Origin of the sequence: Aquimarina hainanensis (assembly GCF_042684685.1) — a bacterium.
Classification (GTDB): domain Bacteria; phylum Bacteroidota; class Bacteroidia; order Flavobacteriales; family Flavobacteriaceae; genus Aquimarina; species Aquimarina hainanensis.
This window is the reverse complement of record NZ_JBHULX010000002.1, coordinates 175567-194845: the sequence shown is the minus strand read 5'-3', so window position 1 is coordinate 194845 and position 19279 is coordinate 175567. Positions and strand designations below refer to the sequence as shown.

Here is a 19279-nt window from a genome sequence, read left to right as displayed (position 1 = left end):
TACGGTGATTACCCCCTTATTATATAGCACTATACAATAATTCGGGTAGCCACAATAATTTTTATTAGTTAGACGTATAAGAACTAGATAAAACACACGACCATAATTATGGGAATTTTAGATTCTGTATTAAAAGTATTTGTTGGAGATAAATCCAAAAAAGACATAAAAGAAATTCAACCCAAAGTTGAATTAATAAAAAAAGCCGAAAAGACACTGGAAGGTTTATCTAATGATGAATTGCGTGCAAAAACTGTTTCTTTTCAAAACATAATAAAAGAGGCTCAGTCCGAAGTTAAAAATAAAATCGAAACGCTTACTAATGAAGCGAACACTACAGAGGATATCGATAAGAAAGAAGATATCTATGCAGAAATCGATAAATTAAAAGAGGAAGCCTACGAAATTGTAGAAAAAACACTTTCTGAAATCCTTCCTGAAGCTTATGCCTTAGTCAAAGAAACTGCCAAGCGCTTCGCTAAAAATGACAATATTACTGTACAGGCATCTGCATATGATCGTGAATTATCTGGCTCTAAAGAATACGTAACACTAGACGGAGAAAAAGCGATTTGGGCAACAAGCTGGAATGCCGCAGGAAAAGAAGTTTCCTGGGATATGATTCATTATGACGTACAGCTTATCGGAGGAATCGCCATGCATGAAGGAAAAATTGCAGAGATGCAAACCGGAGAAGGAAAAACTTTAGTTGCAACACTTCCTGTTTACCTAAACGCATTAAGTGGAAATGGCGTACACCTGGTTACTGTTAATGATTATCTTGCGCGTCGTGATAGCGAGTGGATGGCACCGTTGTTTCAGTTTCACGGATTAACCGTTGACTGTATCGATAATCACCGACCTAATTCCCCTGAACGAAGAGCTGCCTACAATGCAGATATTACATATGGTACAAACAATGAATTTGGTTTTGATTACTTAAGAGACAATATGTCTCACTCTCCAGAGGACTTAGTTCAGAGACCTCATAACTATGCGATTATAGATGAAGTAGATTCTGTATTGATTGACGATGCCAGAACACCACTTATCATTTCTGGTCCTATTCCAAAGGGAGACATACATGAATTCGATGAATTAAAACCAAAAATTGAAAAAATAGTTTCTGTTCAACAGAAGTTCCTTACAGGGGTCTTTGCCGAAGCTAAAAAATTAATCAAAGAAGGAAACACAAAAGACGGAGGATTTAAGTTACTTCAAGTCTACAGGGGTATTCCTAAAAATAAAGCATTAATTAAATTCTTAAGTGAAGAAGGAATTAAGCAATTGCTTCAAAAAACTGAGAATTTCTACATGCAGGATAACAACAGGGAAATGCACCAAATTGATGCAGACCTATATTATGTTATCGAAGAAAAAAACAATCAAATAGACCTTACTGATAAAGGTATTGAATTCTTATCCGGAAAAGAAGATCCTGACTTCTTTGTTCTACCGCAGATAGGAATGGAAATTGCCAAAATCGAAAATCTGGAACTCTCTAAAGAGGAAGAAGCCGAGAAAAAAGAAGAGCTATTTAGAGATTACAGTGTAAAAAGTGAACGTATTCACACTTTACGTCAACTACTTAAAGCATATTCATTATTCGAAAAAGATGTGGAATATGTTGTAATGGACAACAAAGTAAAAATTGTAGATGAACAAACAGGACGTATCATGGATGGTCGTCGCTATAGTGATGGACTACACCAGGCAATTGAAGCAAAAGAAAATGTAAAAATCGAAGATGCTACTCAAACATTTGCTACAGTTACCTTGCAAAACTACTTCCGTATGTACAACAAGTTATCAGGAATGACTGGTACTGCTGTAACAGAAGCAGGAGAACTGTGGGAAATCTACAAATTAGATGTTGTTGAAATTCCAACGAACCGACCTATTGCCAGAAAAGATCAGGAAGACCTTATCTACAAAACAAAACGAGAAAAATACAATGCCGTTATAGAAGAAGTTACAAACCTGTCTAGAGCAGGTCGTCCTGTGCTTATCGGTACTACATCTGTAGAAATATCAGAACTTCTGAGCAGAATGCTTGCCATCAGAAAAGTTCCGCATAATGTACTGAATGCAAAATTACACAAAAAAGAAGCGGATATCGTTGCTGAAGCCGGTAACCCAGGAGTTGTAACCATCGCAACCAATATGGCAGGAAGGGGAACAGATATCAAGTTATCTGATGAAGTAAAAGCAGCTGGTGGTCTAGCCATTATCGGTACAGAGCGTCATGATTCCAGACGTGTAGACAGACAGCTTAGAGGTCGTTCTGGTCGTCAGGGAGACCCAGGAAGTTCTCTTTTCTATGTTTCACTGGAAGACAACCTTATGCGCTTGTTCGGATCGGAAAGAATTGCTAAAATGATGGACCGAATGGGGCATAAAGAAGGAGAAATGATACAGCATTCTATGATTTCTAAATCTATAGAAAGAGCACAGAAGAAAGTAGAAGAAAACAACTTTGGGGTTCGTAAACGATTACTGGAATATGACGATGTAATGAATGCTCAGAGAGAGGTTGTTTACAAACGTAGATATCACGCCCTTTTTGGAGAGCGACTACGAGTAGACATCGCTAATATGATTTATGACACCGCAGAGGTAATCACTGAAACAAATAAAGGCGCTCAGGATTTCAAAAATTTTGAATTCGAACTGATCCGTTATTTCTCTATGAGTAGCCCTGTAAGTGCTGAGGAGTTCGAAAAAATGGACTCGAAAAAAATTGCAGGAGAAGTATACAAAAATGCTTATCAACACTATCAAGACAAAATGAAACGCAATGCAGAAACTGCATTTCCTGTCATCAAACAGGTATACGAAGACCCTTCTAACAACTACGAAAGAATCCTCGTACCATTTACTGACGGTGTAAAAAGTTTAAATGTTGCTACTAATCTAGAAAAAGCATACGAATCGGAAGGAAAACAGCTGATTACTGATTTTGAAAAAAATATCTCTTTAGCCATCATTGATGATGCCTGGAAAACGCATCTTCGAAAAATGGATGAATTAAAGCAAAGTGTACAGCTTGCTGTTCATGAACAAAAAGACCCATTATTAATATACAAATTCGAAGCTTTTGAGCTTTTCAAGAGCATGATCGAAAATGTAAATAAAGATGTAATCTCCTTCTTATTCAAAGGAGAGCTCCCAACCGGAAATACAGAGGATATCTCTGAGGCTCGTCAGGTAAAGAAGAGGGAAAATCTTGAAACATCCAAAGAGGAGATCCCTAATATGGATGAGCGTGCAGCCATGAATCGTGCTGCCGGACAAACACAAAGCCAGCCTCAGCAGGTTACAGAAACTATCACCAGAGAACATCCTAAAATCGGACGTAATGACAAGGTGACTATTAAGCATGTAATGAGCGGAGAAAACAAAACCGTAAAATACAAACAAGCCATTCCTTTAATTCAAAAAGGAGAATGGGTTCTTATAGAAGAGTAATTTAACAACATAAAAAAACCTCCAAATCGCGATTTGGAGGTTTTTTTATTACTTTATTTATACAAATAAAACATATTCTACACTTTATTTTCTATTCGTTTTTTCAAAAAAACTACTTGAACTACAAATAACACCATTAATAACAATACACTATAAATAAACGATTTACTTGCTGTATATCCTGAAAAATTAAACCCGAATTTAAAAAACGAGAACTTGAACTTATAGCTAAAAAAATGTGAAACATCCACAAAAAGATAGGTTCCCACTAAAAACATTGTTATCAAAATTCCAATAACACCCCATGCTTTTTTTGACACAATAGGAGACATCTTATAATCTTCTTTACAAGGCACTGTCTCTGCATGAATCTTTTTCATCACAGTATCAACAAACCCTACAGAAGGAACATCTACTCCTGTCTTCTTTATCAATTCTTCTATTTCATCATAACGCTCTTCCATATCTATCCTTTATTTCTGGTGAAACATAGTCCTTTAGTAGCGAATATAGTTTTTTTCTCGCTCTGTAAAGTTTAATTTTTACATTTTGAGGAGAAATCCCGACAATAGCTGCTATCTCTTTTACTGAATTTTCCTCTAAATAATAGAGTGTAACAATAACTGATTCCTTTTCTGGGAGCTTCATAATTGCCTCCAAAACAATTTCATTCTGCTCTTTACTCTCCATATAGTCTAATGCATTCTCTACTTGTTTTAAAGCTTTTTCTGATACGTTATCTATTACACTAGTTGTAAAAGTTACAGATTGATTCCGAACCCTATCCAAACTTTTTCTGTATGCAATAGTATATAACCATGAAGAAAATTTCGACTTCCCTTTATACGTTCCCAACGACTGATATGCTTTTACAAAACTATCTTGTGCTATTTCTTCCGCTTCCTCTTTATTACGTACAATACGATACACTACCGTATACACCATATACTGATACCGCTCCACAAGAGCCGCAAAGATAGCTGTATCCCCTTCTAAGGTTCTATCGATAATTTCCTGATCAGTATAGTGTGTCATTATCTATATGACGCACAATCTTTCTTTACGGTTACATTTTACTTACTAAAAAAATAAATTATTTTTTTTAATTAAACCTGTAACCAACTTCAAAACAATCCCGTCTTACTAAGAAAACGAACAGTATTAATCACAAAAAATGTAAATCTATGGGAGCAGAAGTTATTATTTTACCTGCTATATTAGGAGTTATTTTTGGTATATACTACGTATATATCTCTGCCAGAAATAAAGAACGAATGGCTTTAATTGATAAGGGAGCAGACGCCTCTATCTTTTTTAATTCTAAGGATAGGAAAGTTACCCCAATTTGGAAAATCATTATCCTTAACCTATCCCTATTATGCATGGGGATCGGTATCGGTATATTTATAGCCGGTATTTTGGATAAGGCTATTGGTGTAGATGAAGATATTGCCTATCCAGGCACCATATTCCTGATGGCTGGTATTGGGTTATACACTTCCTTCACAATAACAAAAAACCTGGACAAATAAAGGTTATAATAAAAAAAAGACCGAATTTGTGAATGATTCGGTCTTTTGTGTATGTGAGTTTTCGGTTTATTAATACATAGCGTATCCTTGCCCCTCTATTATTTCTTCTTTAATTTTTTCAATTACAATAGCTTTTCCTCTATTGTTTTCCAGCACATATCTTCCAAAAGGAAGTTGACTAAGATCAATTGTTCTTGTCGTTTTAGATAATACATGAACTGTATTTTTAATCTCGAAAAGTTTAATCATATCACCTTCTTCAAAATCAACTACTATTATGATATCTCCTTCTCTAGAAATCTCCAATTCGTCTGAATCTGTACTAGCATAAAAATTGTTCAATTCTTCTGCTGTGTTCATATCTCCAAGATCAGTCGCTCTCTCACTGTCTTCCGCAACCATATAATCAGTCCCTAACACATCCTCTTCTTCTAGATAAATCTCATCTTCTCCTCGCTCAATAACAATTGACCGGCCTTCATTATTTTCTAATAAGTACTTCCCGATTGGTAATTGACTTAAATCGATTTGTCCTCTAGTTTTAGACAACACATGATCCCCTGTTTCTACTTCAAATAATTTTATCTTATCTCCTTCTTCAAAGTTTACCACTACAACAGTCAATCCATCAAATTCTACCTGAAGATTATTATCTGAAAATGCATAAAAGTTAGTTACGAAAAATAAAGTAATTAAAAGTAAAGTTGTTCTCATACTGTGTCCCCTTATCTGTCAATATTGTTACGTGATTACCGTACAATAATATTACTAAATTGTGACCCTCTAAAGAAAAAACTTAACTTTTAGATCAACTGTTTTTGATATTCGATAAAGAACACAAAAAACGAACTTTTCACACTTTTAAAACACTAATGAATTGATTTATAATTAATTACGTTTTTAAAAAGTTTTTTTAATAGACAAAAGACATAATTTACAGACCAACAACTCAATTAACTGTTTGTTATCAAAAGTTTATTAATGTTAAAATCGTATAAATCAACAAAATACACAATAAAAACAATGTATCAATTCCTAAAAAAACCTTTTAACAAAAAGAAAAAAACCTACAAAAACACAAGTATATTTCTTGTTATCCTTGGCACTTTTATTGCTTAAAACCAGTCAGTAACCAACATTACTTTTACATATATTTAAGATATTTTAACTATTTTATTTTTTTCGTTTACAAACAAAAGAAAAAGGTTTTTCCTCTCGAAAAAACCTTTGAATTATATCTTGTAATTTTCACTTGATAATCGGAACATAAATACCCTGGAGTTATCCAAAAACAGCATCTATTTCTTATTTGACATTCCCCGTAATTAGACCGAAGGTTCTACCAAAAAACAAAAAAAATCTTTTAAGCATCTTATTGTTATTTAATTAAAATGCTTGCGTAGTATTTCTAACCAGTCAGTAATACGTTCTGAAGACAGATCAGTTTGATTATCTTCATCAAGAGCCAGACCATAAAATAACTCTTCGTTATAAAGTGCTTTTGATTCATCAAAATCATAAAATTCAGTAGACCAATGCCCGACAATTTCCCCTCCGTTTCTTAGCACCTCTTTTGCTATTATCCCTATTCCATCCACGAAATACTGCGGATACCCATATTGATCTCCCAGACCAAAAACAGCTACCGTTTTTCCTGTAAAATCAATAGTTTTGAACTCCTCGAAATATTCTTCCCAATCACTCTGTAGTTCTCCATCATACCAAGTAGGAAGCCCTAGAATGAAATAATCATACGCCGCAAAATCATCTTTAGTAACATTAGCTACTTCGACAACATTTATTTCATTAAAATCACATTCATCTACAATTACATGTGTTATCTCTTCTGTCATACCTGTATCAGAACCGTACACTAAAAGAATACCATTATTCTTGCCCATTTTTTATCCATTTATATCCATTCAATATTAATAAAGCACTTACGGCAACCATCCAACCTAAAATTAATATCTCGGATATGTTTGATGCTTCATACATAAATGAGGCTACTAGATGATATACATTATACCCTCCTAGCAAGATTGCCCATACAAATGCAATCCACTTATAAAACTTTGCTGTAATCTCTAATGACAATAAACAGAAAATCAATGCTATTCCTTCGAAAAGGATTCGGTATATATGATGTATCAGAGGTACTTCGCCTGTGGCTCCTTCCATCATCAGGCTCTCATGATAGTATACTCCAAAAAGTCCATAGATGTGGTGTAGTATAAAACCTACTGCCAGAAATAACCATAAAAGTGATATTTTTAATTTCATGTTTTAATTATTGTTTTGACGTGCTTACGTATTTTACATTTTCTGTACAGCACGCTTTATTAGATTTAAATATTTATTGGCGGTTTAATGCCCAAAAGTTTGCCTTGAAACTGAAAAATTGTTTCTAACGGAATGCTTCGTGATAGTTTACCTACTTGGCAGGTTCCATTGCTGCTATGGTCATTTTTTCCTTATCAAGCTCAATGGATATTTTCCCTTTTTTCATCTTTCTCTGGGGTTCTTCTTTTCTCTTTACTTTTAATGCTGTTATAAAAGTTATCACAGACACCACTATCCAAAAAACATCAATAAAAAGAATCTCATGTTGATGATTCATATAGGTAACCCAAATCCAATTGCCTGAAGAAATTCCATTACTAATCGGAATAAAAAAACCAACAATGCTTCCTGACAACAAACAATACTTATTAGTATAAAAATTGTCTTTTTTGAGAATAAAGAATACTGTTGCTAAAAGCCACCCACCAAAAAACGTCCAATACAGAATATCCATTCGCATGAGGTTATGCTCTTCCGGAATTAATTTTGAGACTACAAAAGAAATTGCAGTTATCGGGTACATACTTAGGCATAATGCCAAGTATATGACCCCTACTCTTCTATTGAATCTTCTTTTTCGTTCTGGCATATTTCGTTTCTTTCTCGCTTCTAACCAAATCAAAACACCTGATATAATTACGAAACAGGTAATAATAGCCATTATAAAGTAGACCATTTTTAAAGCAAGCCCTCCATAATCTCCAAAGTGAAGACGATATATCACAAGTCGAACTCCCTCCATATAAGAGCTCTCATAAGGATCTTTAATAGAGGTTATTTTTCCTGAAGTGGCCTCGTATACAATCCTTCCTTTTCCCAGAAAGCCGTCTTCTGCTCGTATAAGTCCTTCCACCAGAAATTTCATATTGGAAGAACCATAATTTTTTATATGTACTTCTTCTGCAGTAAAACCTTCCCATTTATCCAGTGTGAACTGCATAAACTGATTTACTTTTGGCACGTCCTCAATCCTCTCTTCTAATGGGTATGTCTTCATCATAGGAAGTACATCTGCCATTAATTTTTCCTGATCTCCATTGTACAGAAAATTTGCTGGCAATAATGCCAGAATAGACAACCCCAGAAAGCAACTGGTTACAGCATACACAAACTGAAACGGCACGCCAATCATTCCTAATACTGTATGCGCATCTGTCCAAACCGTTTTTAGCTTAGCTGCTGGTCTGAAAACATAAAAATTAGATATAATTTTTTTCCAATGTACTACAACCCCTGTTACAATAGCGAATAAGAAAAATACCGCTACTAATCCTGCCAAATACATCCCTATATAAGGAATTTGGCTAAAAAAATGAAGCCGAAACAACAGCTCTCCCATGCTGTAGTAATCATAATATCCTGATGTCTCATAAGTTTCTGTATTGATTTTAAAATAAGCTCTCCCTTTATCTTCTTTTGTTGCTAACGAATCTTTTGATCCCTGGAGAATTACCAATACTTCTTGCTTGACATCACTCGGCATTAATCGAATATCTCTTCCGTATAGATTATACCCTTCACATTCGATAGTTTCAACCACTTTATCGTAGTTTACATCTGCTCTATTTTCTACAGCTGTAGGGTTCCCTTTTTCCCACGCTGTAATTTCATCTTTTATAAGTGCAAATGCTCCTGCAAAAAAAATCACATATAGTGCTACACTTATAACTATTCCACTTACTGTATGTGTATGAAAAAACACATTATAATCCCTCTTACTCATGCTATATTTATACTATTGGATAATACATTTTCCCTAAATAAATCACAATAGAACATATAAAAAACACAAGCGTATACACGCCCCATACTTTCCACCCATTCTTAGCCCAAAACGGTACAATAATCAGTGCTACCCATAACAAATACATACTATATATAGACGTGATCAGAACAGCCTTAAAATCTGGTACCCAATAAGCGATCGCTACATGTATTGCAGCAGCTACAAAATACCCTCCTAAAATCCCTGAAGATATCTTTGCAAAACGTTGCCAATTCGAAGTCGTTAAATATTTTGGATTTGCCGGCATCTTATGAAAGTATTAGTTCTAATAATAAAAAAACACAAAATGAAATGGCTATCCGCTTATATGTTATGACATGAAGAGGTGCTAGCAATATCACCAAACTACCTAACATCATAAAAATTAAAAAAGCGATAAAAACTCCTGCTCCTACTCCCAAATTAGCCGTTAAACCAATTAATGAAGTTAGTAACAATGTAATTCCTATACATTTTGCAATTGCATCATTTCCCTGAAACCAGGTTTCTACTTTTACCGGTAGTTCCAAAACGGCTCTTTTTGATGTATTATACAAAAAAAAGAAACCAGATAACATCAATAAAACTGTAATTGAAATCATGATTTTATTAATTATTAATTATTAATTCATTTTTTAAAACTGTTAAATACAGTCGTAACTTGTAATCAAAAAACAATTAGTATCAGTATAAAAAATGTATGTATTAATTAGCAGATGCAGTACTCAACCATATTTTAGTTATTGGTACTCGAAACAGTAGAAGTACTAGTATACACTATTTTTTTAGATAGATTTTACCCTTAATGAATACGGGTCAGAACTTACCTAGTCACTTTCGAACGCCTCCCTTCTAAAAATCAATATATTCTTAAGGGCATCGAGAAAAGTACCTAATTAATGCTTCACCTATTTTTATAGTACATACATTGTAGAGGTAACGATAAAAAAGCGTTATCCTGTTTGAAAAAATTCATTTATCCTTATTTAGACTGATTAATTATTGCACACAAAAATAAAGCAGTCTAAGAGAAAAATAAAATTTATTTAGATTAATTTTTAATAACTTAACATTCAGCGTCTTAATTCTAAGACAAACAATCTATAAAAAAATAGCTTGTCAAAACATATTTGACAAGCTATTTTCAAGTTACTACAAAATTAACACATTATCGTAAAAACGATTATTGTAATATTAGCTCACTATACTTAGCATTAATAGTGATTATTTTTTCTGTATTTCTGGTTTCATTAAATCCGTTGATAAAAATATTTCCAAAGTTTCTTGTTACTGTTTTCTCCATGGTTTTAGGCAACGAAATTCTACTTTGCGCTCCATTATACACGAAATTAAATGCTTCTTCAGGTAGTTTTAGTTTAAAATCACTATTTGCTACTGCCAGATTTAGACTTTCAAAATCAGCTCCAACCTTCAAAATCGTAACAGCTCCAAAACTCCCTGTAATAGCTCCTTTCTTACTTAATTCATGAACTATAATGCTACTGGAATCCGCGTTAGCATGTAATGTATTTGCCTTTTTAATTTCACATCTTTTCACATAATTAAGTATCAATTCTCCCTCATTCCAGTTGGTAATAAATACAGGAGAGTATGAAGCTTCTATATAAGTATCTCTACCATCAATCGTTCCCGCAGTTAATAGTGTATGTGACAAAGAGGCTTTTACATCTGCTGAAAAATCAGGAAGTTTCACTTCTCCGTGTCTGGAGTTAATTCTCAATTTAGCATTTTTAGGCATGTATACCTTTATTATTTTACTGGCATTTATATTCGTACTACTGGTCGTATATCGATATACTTGTATAGTTGTTCCTACATTTTGTTTTGTTTGAAATTCTCTAGCAAACTGATTAGCCCATGCTTCCATCTCTCTTCCAAACTGCTCTCCCCAGTATTTAGAATTCTCTCCTCCTATTTCCTGCATGCGGACTTCCATTTTGGCACTAATTTCTTCTGCTCCTTTCTGAAATTGTTGTTTCCAATCTTTTAATGAGTTTCCAAAATTACCTCCAAACTTCTCTGATATCTGGTGCTCCCATTGTTTTATATATTTTTCTTCTCCTTCTTTGTACTTTCCGTAATCAAAACTGGCATTTATCTTATTATTTTTAGGCAATGTACTTGGCATAGGGTTATTAGCCATTCGCTCCATAATGGGACCTAGCATATCATTGATCATTGGTTCCATCATTCTCAGCTCCTGTAACCCTCTCTTAACAGCAACTTCTCTGGAGATTGAGTTTGCAGAAGCAGAGGTTATCACTACTGCATTCTGATTAGCCATGGTATGGACTTTCCAGTTATCCAGTAAATACTCTTTGTTTTCTTCTGTTATATTTCCTCCATCCAAATATGCTTCAACTGTAACTGTGCTTTTATTCCAAGGAACAAAAACTAAATTTGTGTGATTGGTATTTAATGTAATTGTTACGTCTTTAGCAACTGAAAAAGACTCTTTTAATTTGCTTTCTGTATTCTGAGCAAATAAGCCTACACCACAAAAGACACTTAAAACAGCTATATTAAACGTGTATTTCATTGTAATTATCGTTTTCAATATCTTCTTGTTCTTTTAGTTTGTTTTCTAATCTATTTAACAGCGTAATTCTCATTTCCAGGTTATCTTTCATTGCCTGAATGCTTTGCATAGAAGGACCTTCTTCCATTAATTCTTTATTCAATCGCTGATATTCTTCGTGTAAATCCTTTAATCGAACCATAAAACTCTCTACCAGTTCTCTATTATCATCGGTTACTTCAATTTTAGAAAGTCTGTATTTTACATTCGTCAAAAATGCATTTTCTGTCTCTTTATATTGAGGAGAATAATCTGCTAAAACAGAAGACTGTTTTTCTACCAAAACCGTCGCATCTTTTATTTTATCTTTATCAAGCCCTACAACACCATCATTTGTATTTTGTGAGCTTCCGAACTGATTAAAGGCTGTCAGTGATATAGACACTATAACTGCAACACTTGCTGCAACCTTTAACCAAGTATACTTAGTTGACTTTTTTGGGTTCTCTATTGGCAATTGTTCATTGAGTCTCGCCAAAAAACGATCCTGATGCCCTTTTCTTATCCGCTCAGAAGAAACGTGGGTATCTTGTTTTAATAACTCTCTAATATCCTGTGCCATCTCGTAAGTGTTTTAATTGATCCTGAAGCTGTTTTTTCCCTCTGTGTACCAGCGTCCTGGAAGCTACAGGGGTAATATCTAAAATTTCGCTTATTTCTTTATGGTCATACCCTTCTATTAAAAATAGCATTACAGCATATTTATATTTTTCGGGTAAATTTTCTATTGCTTTTTTTACTTCCTCTACGGTAACCGAATCTGATACAGACCAATCATTCTGCTCCTCTACTGTCGACATTACCTGTTCATTAATCGCTACCATATTCATCTTTTTCGCCTTCAGCATGTCAATACTTTTATTAATCACTATTCGCTTTAACCAAGCTCCAAAAGTGACATCTCCTGTAAATTGATGTAATCTCGTAAAAGCCTTGATAAAAGATTCCTGCATTGCTTCCTCTGCCTCATACGGATCTTTGAGGAATCTAAGTGCTACATAATACATCCCATCACAATACTTATTATAAAGCTTCATCTGTGCACGGCGATCATTCGCCCTACATAGCTCTATTATTTCGCTTTGTAACAAATTTTTCTTCAACTTAGTAGTTAGTGTTTACGTTGTTTAAAAAACAGTCCCGGATTACAATTCATCTATAATGACGCTCTCCCAATCTGCATGTTGCAAAATTAGTCAGAAAAAAAGCTTTTTCTTCTAAAAAAAATACATTTACAAACAGATAACAATCGCCCACATAGGTTTTGTTTTGTTTCTTTATCCAATCATAATGAATATTTATACCATTTGAGATGGTTATACAATTTCATTCTATTAATTTTACACAGGTCTAACCCCCAATCATAGCTTACACAAAAAATATCTTATATGAACAAGTTTATTAAACGTTTGATCTTTATTCTAATCGGAATTTCTATTATCAGCTATATCGGTTTATCTTTCTTAAAAACTAATACTAAGAAACACAGTCCCGAAGAGACGGTCACACATCAAACCAAAGAAGCTTCTCTTAGCGTATTTTATAACCGCCCATACAAAAAAGATCGTATTATCTTTGGTGAATTAGTTCCTTTTGGCAAGGTTTGGAGAACCGGAGCTAACGAAGCAACTACTTTTAACACTTCCAAAGATCTTCTTATTGATGGCAGTACATTACCGGCAGGAAAATATACTTTATGGACTATTCCTAATAAAAAATCATGGAAAATACTATTCAATAGCAAACAATATAGCTGGGGAGTTAATATGGACGGAACTGTAAAACACAATCCTGAATTTGATGTACTAACAATAGAGGTTCCTGTAAATCCCCTTCTTAATGTAGTAGAACAATTTTCTATCTATTTTGAGGAAGCGAATGATTTTTCTATCATGTACCTCGCGTGGGACACTACAGTGATTGCTGTACCTATAAAGGTTAAAAAGTAAACCTAGAAACACGAAGCATTACTTCAGGGGAACCTCATGAACATTTAGACATCGATTATCACATAGACACATCAGGTCTTTCTTTTACATCTAAGAAAGACCTGATTACTATATTATTCATCTAATAACAAATTCAAGGTTACATCAATGTTATCTCTAGTCGCTCTGGAATACGGGCATACTTCATGAGCTTCGTTAATCAATTCCTCTGCTAGTGCTGTTTCTATCCCCGGCAAATAAGTATCTAATACCACTGCCAATTCAAACTCTTCTTCTTCTGTTTTTCCTATAGATACCACAGCTGTGACAGTAAAATCCCCCAAATCGATTTTTCGCTGATCGGCTATATGTTGTAATGCGCTCCCATAACAAGCAGAGTACCCTGCTGCGAAAAGTTCTTCAGGGTTTGTATAATCTCCTCCTGCTCCTCCTAATTCTTTAGGAACACTTAATGGTGTATCAATAGTTTTGGTATCTGTAGAAACATGACCAGATCTTCCCTTTTCCGTTGTTGCTTCTGCGGTATACAAAATTTTCATATGTATATATTTAGTGATTAATGTATGATGATAAACTCCGTAACGACAAAGTCCGGAGTACTAATTTTTCACTTAGTAAACAAAGTATATGTTTCTCAAAAAATGAATGCTTAAATTTGCAATAAATCGATATCGTGTCTAAAGATAACACAAAATATAACACTAATACTCCTTTTTCTAAAACACCTGGAAGTACGAATCCAAAAGCTATCAAGAGCTTCAAATCCAGGCAACAAAAAAAGGTAGATATCGAAGAATTATTTACTAAAATCAGGACAAAAGACAGAACTGCACTTAGTCAGGGAATTACTTTAATCGAGAGTTCCCAACCCTTACACCAGGAAAAAGCGCAACAATTAATCGAAAGATGCCTGCCTTTTTCTAATAATTCAATACGGATTGGAATTACAGGAGTTCCAGGAGTTGGCAAAAGTACTTTTATAGAAGCACTGGGAAATATATTAATCAGCCATCAAAAAAAGGTAGCTGTTTTGGCTGTAGATCCCAGTAGCAGTATTTCTGGAGGAAGTATCCTTGGAGATAAAACACGAATGGAAACATTAGTCGCTTCTCCTGATGCATTTATACGCCCTTCTCCCAGTGGGAATTCTTTGGGAGGAGTTGCACAGAAAACGAGAGAGTCAATCATTCTTTGCGAAGCTGCTGGTTTTGATACCGTTATCATAGAAACAGTTGGTGTAGGACAGAGTGAAACTGCCGTACACAGCATGGTTGATTTTTTTCTTTTACTCAAATTAGCTGGAGCAGGAGACGAATTACAAGGAATAAAACGAGGTATTATCGAAATGGCTGACTCTATTGTAATCAACAAAGCCGATGGTGATAACAAAAAGAGAGCTCGGGAAGCGAAAAATCAATTTAAAAAAGCGTTACACCTTTATCCTATCTCCCATAACGGATGGCTTCCTCAGGTACTTACCTGTAGTGCACTAACTAATGAAGGAATTACAGACATTCTGGAACTGATTAGTTCTTACATAAAGATCACAAAGACAAATGGCTCTTTTGAAAATAAAAGAATCGAGCAAAATAAATATTGGTTATTGCAAACCATCGAAGAGCAATTAAAAAGCTCATTTTTTAATCATCCTGGCATCAAGGAAATACTCCCAAAAAAAATTGATGCTCTAAAAAGACATGAGATTAGTCCCTTTGCTGCTGCCAAGGCACTTCTTACCCTTCATAAAAACAATACAGAAAAAGCTTAAGCGTACCGCACTAAACTTTTTCTGTATCACAATAGGTCTATCAGCCTGTAAAACCTACTCCTCTAAATCATAATTCGCCATAGTATCAGCCAAACGCTTACTTATTTTCACCAGATAAACAGTGTCTTCTGTTTTCACTTCGACTGCTTCTATAACATCATTATGACCATTTTTAAAAGTAACAATATCGCTATCATTATATCCATCCGGATATTTTTCTACTAACAAAGCAAGGATATCTTTATTAAGCTTTTTATAGTCAACAATTACTCTTTTCATGTCTATATTGATTTGTTGGTTACATATCCAAAAGGTACGCAAATATTAACGGAGCCACAATAGTCGCATCACTTTCTATGATAAACTTTGGCGTATCAATATCGAGCTTACCCCAGGTGATTTTTTCATTGGGAACCGCTCCTGAATACGACCCGTAACTAGTTGTAGAATCTGAAATCTGACAAAAATAACTCCAGAATGGGGTATCCGTTCTTTCCATATCCTGATACAACATTGGCACCACACAAATAGGGAAATCCCCAGCAATTCCTCCTCCTATTTGAAAAAAACCAATCCCTTCTTTAGAATTTTCCGTATACCAGTCTGCCAGGAATGCCATATATTCTATTCCTGATTTCATCGTACTAGCTTTTAACTCTCCTTTTAGCACATAGGACGCAAAAATATTCCCCATAGTACTATCTTCCCATCCGGGGACTACAATTGGTAGGTTCTTCTCTGCTGCTGCATACATCCAGGAATCTTTTATATCTATTTCATAATATTCTTCCAGAACTCCAGATAATAGCAGCTTATACATAAATTCATGAGGAAAATAACGTTCTTCTTTCTCTTCGGCATCTTTCCAGATTTTGAATATATGTTTTTGCAACCTTCTAAATGCCTCTTCTTCAGGAATACAAGTATCTGTTACCCTATTCAGTCCTTTCTCTAATAACTCCCATTCTTCTTGTGGGGTAAGGTCTCTGTAATTAGGTACTCTTTTATAATGCGAGTGTGCCACCAGATTCATGATATCTTCTTCGAGATTAGCTCCCGTACAGGAAATAATATGCACTTTATCTTCTCTAATAATATCTGAAAAGATTTTTCCTAATTCAGCAGTACTCATAGCTCCTGCAAGGGACACCAGCATTTTACTTCCTTTATTCAACTGATCTTCATATGCCTTGGCTGCATCGACGACAGTAGCTGCATTAAAGTGTAGATAATATTTCTCTATAAAATTGGATATTGCTCCTTTTGTATTCATTTGTTGGTCAATTTTATTTACTATTTATTTCTGAGCACCTTCATACTCCTGATTAACTGCCTCTTCTTTGAACTTATAGCTAAGCATTTTATAATACAATTTAGCTGCTAAAAAATCAGAGGACTTTTCTTTTTCGTTAGGACATAGTTCTACAATATCAAACCCAACTACATTTTTTTCTTTAAACACCATTTGCAAAAACTCCATTGTCTCATACCAGAATAACCCTCCTGGTTCCGGGGTTCCTGTGGATGGCATAATTGAAGGGTCAAAAGCATCTAAATCAAAGGTGATAAACACATTATCTGTCAATTGATCCACCACCTTATCCATCCAATACTCATCAGCGACCATCTCATGAGCAAAATATGTTTTTTCTGTATTCATTACTGTCTTCTCAATGCTATCCATACTCCGAATACCAACCTGGATCAAATTTGTTTTTTGACTAGCTTCATATACTGCACAAGCATGATTACAAGCTGTTCCTTCATATTCTGGTCTCAGATCCGCATGCGCATCTATATGCAATACGGAGATATTCTCAAAACATTCATCAAAGGCTCTGATTGTTCCGATAGAGATGGAATGCTCCCCTCCAAACACTGTAACAAATTTATTTTTCTTAATATACTTTTTAGTAATACGATGCACTTCTTCCACCATCTGCTCCGGAGAACTAGATTCGGTTACAGGTTCTGCCAGATATACCCCATGCTTATACACTTCCGTATCTGTTTCTATATCATATAATTCCATGTTTTCAGAGGCTTCCAAAAAAGCATCTGGTCCTTTATCTGCTCCTTTTTGCCATGTACTTGTTCCATCATACGGTACAGGAATCAAAACGATTTTTGCATTATCTAACCTAGCATACTCATCTGGTATGCCTGCATAATTATTTTTACTCATTGTAACCTAGTATTTTTAGTAAATCTTCTCCTTTCTGCTGTCTGCTAAATAGCGAGGTAACGATGTTACCTTCTTCATCTTTATCAATCAAAATATGTTTTGGCTGGGGAATCAAACAGTGCTGCAATCCTCCATATCCTCCTATACTCTCTTGATATGCTCCCGTATTAAAAAAACCTATATAAAGTGGCTTATTCTTCTTAAACTTGGGAAGATAAATAGCATTCATATGTTGTTCACTATTATAATAATCATCACTATCACAAGTAAGCCCTCCTAACAGCACTCGCTCATACTCATCATTCCATCGGTTTATTGCCAGCATCACAAAACGTTTGCTAATTGCCCAGGTATCTGGCAGCGTAGTAATAAAAGAAGAGTTAATCAGGTTCCATTTTTCACGATCATTCTGTTGTTTTTGATGCAGTATCTGATAGATAGCACCTCCACTCTCTCCTACTGTAAAACTTCCAAATTCTGTAAAAACATTAGGAACTTCAACCCCTGCTTTTTCACAGGTAATATTTATTTGATTAATAATCTCATCTACCATATATTGATAATCGTACTCAAAAGCCAGGGAGTTTTTTACAGGAAATCCTCCACCTATATTCAAACTATCCAGACTGGGACATACTTTCTTCAGTTTGACATATACTTTTAAACACTTTACTAATTCATTCCAATAATATGCGGTATCTCTTATCCCTGTATTGATAAAAAAGTGGAGCATCTTCAATGTCACTTTCTTATTATCCTTAATATCTCTATTATAAAAAGGAACTATATCCTTATATCCTATTCCCAACCTAGAAGTATAAAACTCGAATTTGGGTTCTTCTTCTGAGGCAATGCGAATTCCAATCTCATAATTCTTATTAATCTCTTCGGACAATAAGTCTACTTCTTCATAATTATCTATAATAGGAATGCAGTTTTGATGCCCTTCATTGATTAACCGCGCTATATTATGGATATATTCCTCTCGTTTAAAACCGTTGCAAATCACATAGGTATCATTAGTAATTTTTCCATTTTTTTTAAGGTTTTCTACGATGTTGATATCAAAAGCAGAGGATGTTTCGATGTGTACCTCATTTTTCATTACTTCATTGAGTACATATTCAAAATGAGAACTCTTAGTACAGTAACAATAGTTATAGTTTCCCTGATACTGATGTTTTTCAATTGCTGCTGCAAACCACTTTTTGGCCTTATTTATATTCTCAGATATTTTGGGCAGATATGTAAATTTTAAAGGAGCTCCATATTTTTCAATTAGCTGCATCAAATTTATATCATGAAAGGTCAGCTGATCTCCTTTTAGGTTAAATTCTTCTTGCGGGAAGTAGAATGTTTGGTCAATTAAGTTTATGTATTTGGTATTCATTATAAATTAAAAGAGTATGTAGTTAGGTATATTAGTTATACAACAGTAACTAAACTGATATGCGATCTTTTTTATTCATTAATATGTAAATGAAATAAAGAGGTACCTGTATTTCTTTGGTGAGAGTACAAAAATTGAAGTTGACGGTGAAATGTCCGGGGTCTATTCCATAAACGTGCTCTAAAAGTAACTTCTTCTCTTTCAGAAGACCGAACGTAAAAACACTTATCATAATGTTCCGCTAATTACTATTGTAATGCTACTCAAAAATAACAAAACT

General features: G+C 34.5%; 19 protein-coding genes and 1 pseudogene. 4 read left to right on the top strand and 16 right to left on the bottom strand.

Annotation, left to right across the window (positions count from 1 at the left end):
- Nucleotides 1-108: 108 nt before the first annotated feature.
- Nucleotides 109-3468, top strand: coding sequence for a preprotein translocase subunit SecA (secA, locus tag ACFSTE_RS03570; protein WP_378256162.1), 3360 nt, complete (start codon nucleotides 109-111; stop codon nucleotides 3466-3468).
- 77 nt (nucleotides 3469-3545) lie between these two features.
- On the opposite strand, the gene ACFSTE_RS03565 is transcribed toward secA, so the two are convergent.
- Both ACFSTE_RS03565 and ACFSTE_RS03560 read right to left on the bottom strand, forming a co-directional pair.
- On the bottom strand, nucleotides 3546-3932 hold the full coding sequence (locus ACFSTE_RS03565; RefSeq protein WP_378256163.1) for a hypothetical protein: 387 nt from the start codon (nucleotides 3930-3932) through the stop codon (nucleotides 3546-3548).
- Complete coding sequence (locus tag ACFSTE_RS03560; RefSeq protein WP_378256165.1) at nucleotides 3916-4503, bottom strand: RNA polymerase sigma factor; 588 nt, start codon at nucleotides 4501-4503, stop codon at nucleotides 3916-3918. The genes ACFSTE_RS03565 and ACFSTE_RS03560 overlap by 17 nt, the downstream gene beginning before the upstream one ends.
- 149 nt (nucleotides 4504-4652) lie before the next feature.
- Here ACFSTE_RS03560 and ACFSTE_RS03555 point away from each other — a divergent pair, with 149 nt between their 5' ends.
- Nucleotides 4653-5000, top strand: coding sequence for a DUF6249 domain-containing protein (locus ACFSTE_RS03555; protein ID WP_176029433.1), 348 nt, complete (start codon nucleotides 4653-4655; stop codon nucleotides 4998-5000).
- Nucleotides 5001-5069: 69 nt separating this feature from the next.
- Here the strand turns inward: ACFSTE_RS03555 and ACFSTE_RS03550 are convergent, their stop codons facing one another.
- The 9 genes from ACFSTE_RS03550 to ACFSTE_RS03510 all read right to left on the bottom strand — a co-directional run bounded on the left by ACFSTE_RS03550 (nucleotide 5070) and on the right by ACFSTE_RS03510 (nucleotide 12744).
- Nucleotides 5070-5714, bottom strand: coding sequence for a hypothetical protein (locus tag ACFSTE_RS03550; protein ID WP_378256167.1), 645 nt, complete (start codon nucleotides 5712-5714; stop codon nucleotides 5070-5072).
- A gap of 668 nt (nucleotides 5715-6382) precedes the next feature.
- Nucleotides 6383-6901 (bottom strand): flavodoxin, encoded by a 519-nt coding sequence (locus tag ACFSTE_RS03545; RefSeq protein ID WP_176029431.1) that lies wholly within the window; start codon nucleotides 6899-6901, stop codon nucleotides 6383-6385.
- Nucleotides 6888-7283 carry a hypothetical protein gene (locus ACFSTE_RS03540; RefSeq protein WP_378256171.1) on the bottom strand — a complete coding sequence of 132 codons (396 nt, stop codon included), beginning with the start codon at nucleotides 7281-7283 and terminating at the stop codon, nucleotides 6888-6890. Before ACFSTE_RS03540 ends, ACFSTE_RS03545 begins: the two co-directional genes overlap by 14 nt.
- A 151-nt stretch (nucleotides 7284-7434) precedes the next feature.
- On the bottom strand, nucleotides 7435-9066 hold the full coding sequence (locus tag ACFSTE_RS03535) for a PepSY-associated TM helix domain-containing protein (protein WP_378256173.1): 1632 nt from the start codon (nucleotides 9064-9066) through the stop codon (nucleotides 7435-7437).
- A 7-nt stretch (nucleotides 9067-9073) separates the two neighbouring features.
- On the bottom strand, nucleotides 9074-9376 hold the full coding sequence (locus tag ACFSTE_RS03530; RefSeq protein ID WP_378256175.1) for a hypothetical protein: 303 nt from the start codon (nucleotides 9374-9376) through the stop codon (nucleotides 9074-9076).
- A gap of 1 nt (nucleotide 9377) precedes the next feature.
- The gene (locus tag ACFSTE_RS03525; RefSeq protein WP_378256177.1) at nucleotides 9378-9710 is read right to left on the bottom strand and encodes a hypothetical protein; all 333 of its coding nucleotides are present in this window, start codon (nucleotides 9708-9710) and stop codon (nucleotides 9378-9380) included.
- Nucleotides 9711-10291: 581 nt separating this feature from the next.
- Entirely contained in the window at nucleotides 10292-11668 is a 1377-nt protein-coding gene (locus tag ACFSTE_RS03520) for a hypothetical protein (RefSeq protein ID WP_176029426.1), read from the bottom strand.
- Complete coding sequence (locus tag ACFSTE_RS03515; protein ID WP_378256179.1) at nucleotides 11652-12269, bottom strand: hypothetical protein; 618 nt, start codon at nucleotides 12267-12269, stop codon at nucleotides 11652-11654. The genes ACFSTE_RS03520 and ACFSTE_RS03515 overlap by 17 nt, the downstream gene beginning before the upstream one ends.
- A complete protein-coding gene (locus tag ACFSTE_RS03510; protein WP_176031120.1) occupies nucleotides 12253-12744 on the bottom strand; it encodes an RNA polymerase sigma factor in 492 nt (163 codons plus the stop codon). The genes ACFSTE_RS03515 and ACFSTE_RS03510 overlap by 17 nt, the downstream gene beginning before the upstream one ends.
- A 351-nt stretch (nucleotides 12745-13095) precedes the next feature.
- Here ACFSTE_RS03510 and ACFSTE_RS03505 point away from each other — a divergent pair, with 351 nt between their 5' ends.
- The gene (locus ACFSTE_RS03505) at nucleotides 13096-13656 is read left to right on the top strand and encodes a DUF2911 domain-containing protein (RefSeq protein WP_176029424.1); all 561 of its coding nucleotides are present in this window, start codon (nucleotides 13096-13098) and stop codon (nucleotides 13654-13656) included.
- 113 nt (nucleotides 13657-13769) lie between these two features.
- Here ACFSTE_RS03505 and ACFSTE_RS03500 read toward each other — a convergent pair whose 3' ends face one another.
- Nucleotides 13770-14195 carry an organic hydroperoxide resistance protein gene (locus ACFSTE_RS03500; RefSeq protein WP_176029423.1) on the bottom strand — a complete coding sequence of 142 codons (426 nt, stop codon included), beginning with the start codon at nucleotides 14193-14195 and terminating at the stop codon, nucleotides 13770-13772.
- Between the two features lie 134 nt (nucleotides 14196-14329).
- Here ACFSTE_RS03500 and meaB point away from each other — a divergent pair, with 134 nt between their 5' ends.
- Entirely contained in the window at nucleotides 14330-15424 is a 1095-nt protein-coding gene (gene meaB, locus ACFSTE_RS03495) for a methylmalonyl Co-A mutase-associated GTPase MeaB (RefSeq protein ID WP_176029422.1), read from the top strand.
- Between the two features lie 57 nt (nucleotides 15425-15481).
- Here meaB and ACFSTE_RS03490 read toward each other — a convergent pair.
- From ACFSTE_RS03490 to ACFSTE_RS03475, 4 genes and pseudogenes are all read right to left on the bottom strand, one after another.
- A pseudogene (locus ACFSTE_RS03490) lies at nucleotides 15482-15703 on the bottom strand (hypothetical protein); the annotation flags it as partial.
- A gap of 19 nt (nucleotides 15704-15722) precedes the next feature.
- Nucleotides 15723-16697 carry a deoxyhypusine synthase family protein gene (locus ACFSTE_RS03485; protein ID WP_176029420.1) on the bottom strand — a complete coding sequence of 325 codons (975 nt, stop codon included), beginning with the start codon at nucleotides 16695-16697 and terminating at the stop codon, nucleotides 15723-15725.
- Nucleotides 16698-16721: 24 nt separating this feature from the next.
- The gene (speB, locus tag ACFSTE_RS03480; protein ID WP_176029419.1) at nucleotides 16722-17609 is read right to left on the bottom strand and encodes an agmatinase; all 888 of its coding nucleotides are present in this window, start codon (nucleotides 17607-17609) and stop codon (nucleotides 16722-16724) included.
- Nucleotides 17602-18999: an arginine decarboxylase gene (locus tag ACFSTE_RS03475; protein WP_378256182.1), complete on the bottom strand. Its 1398-nt coding sequence runs from the start codon at nucleotides 18997-18999 to the stop codon at nucleotides 17602-17604. Before ACFSTE_RS03475 ends, speB begins: the two co-directional genes overlap by 8 nt.
- Nucleotides 19000-19279 lie beyond the last annotated feature (280 nt).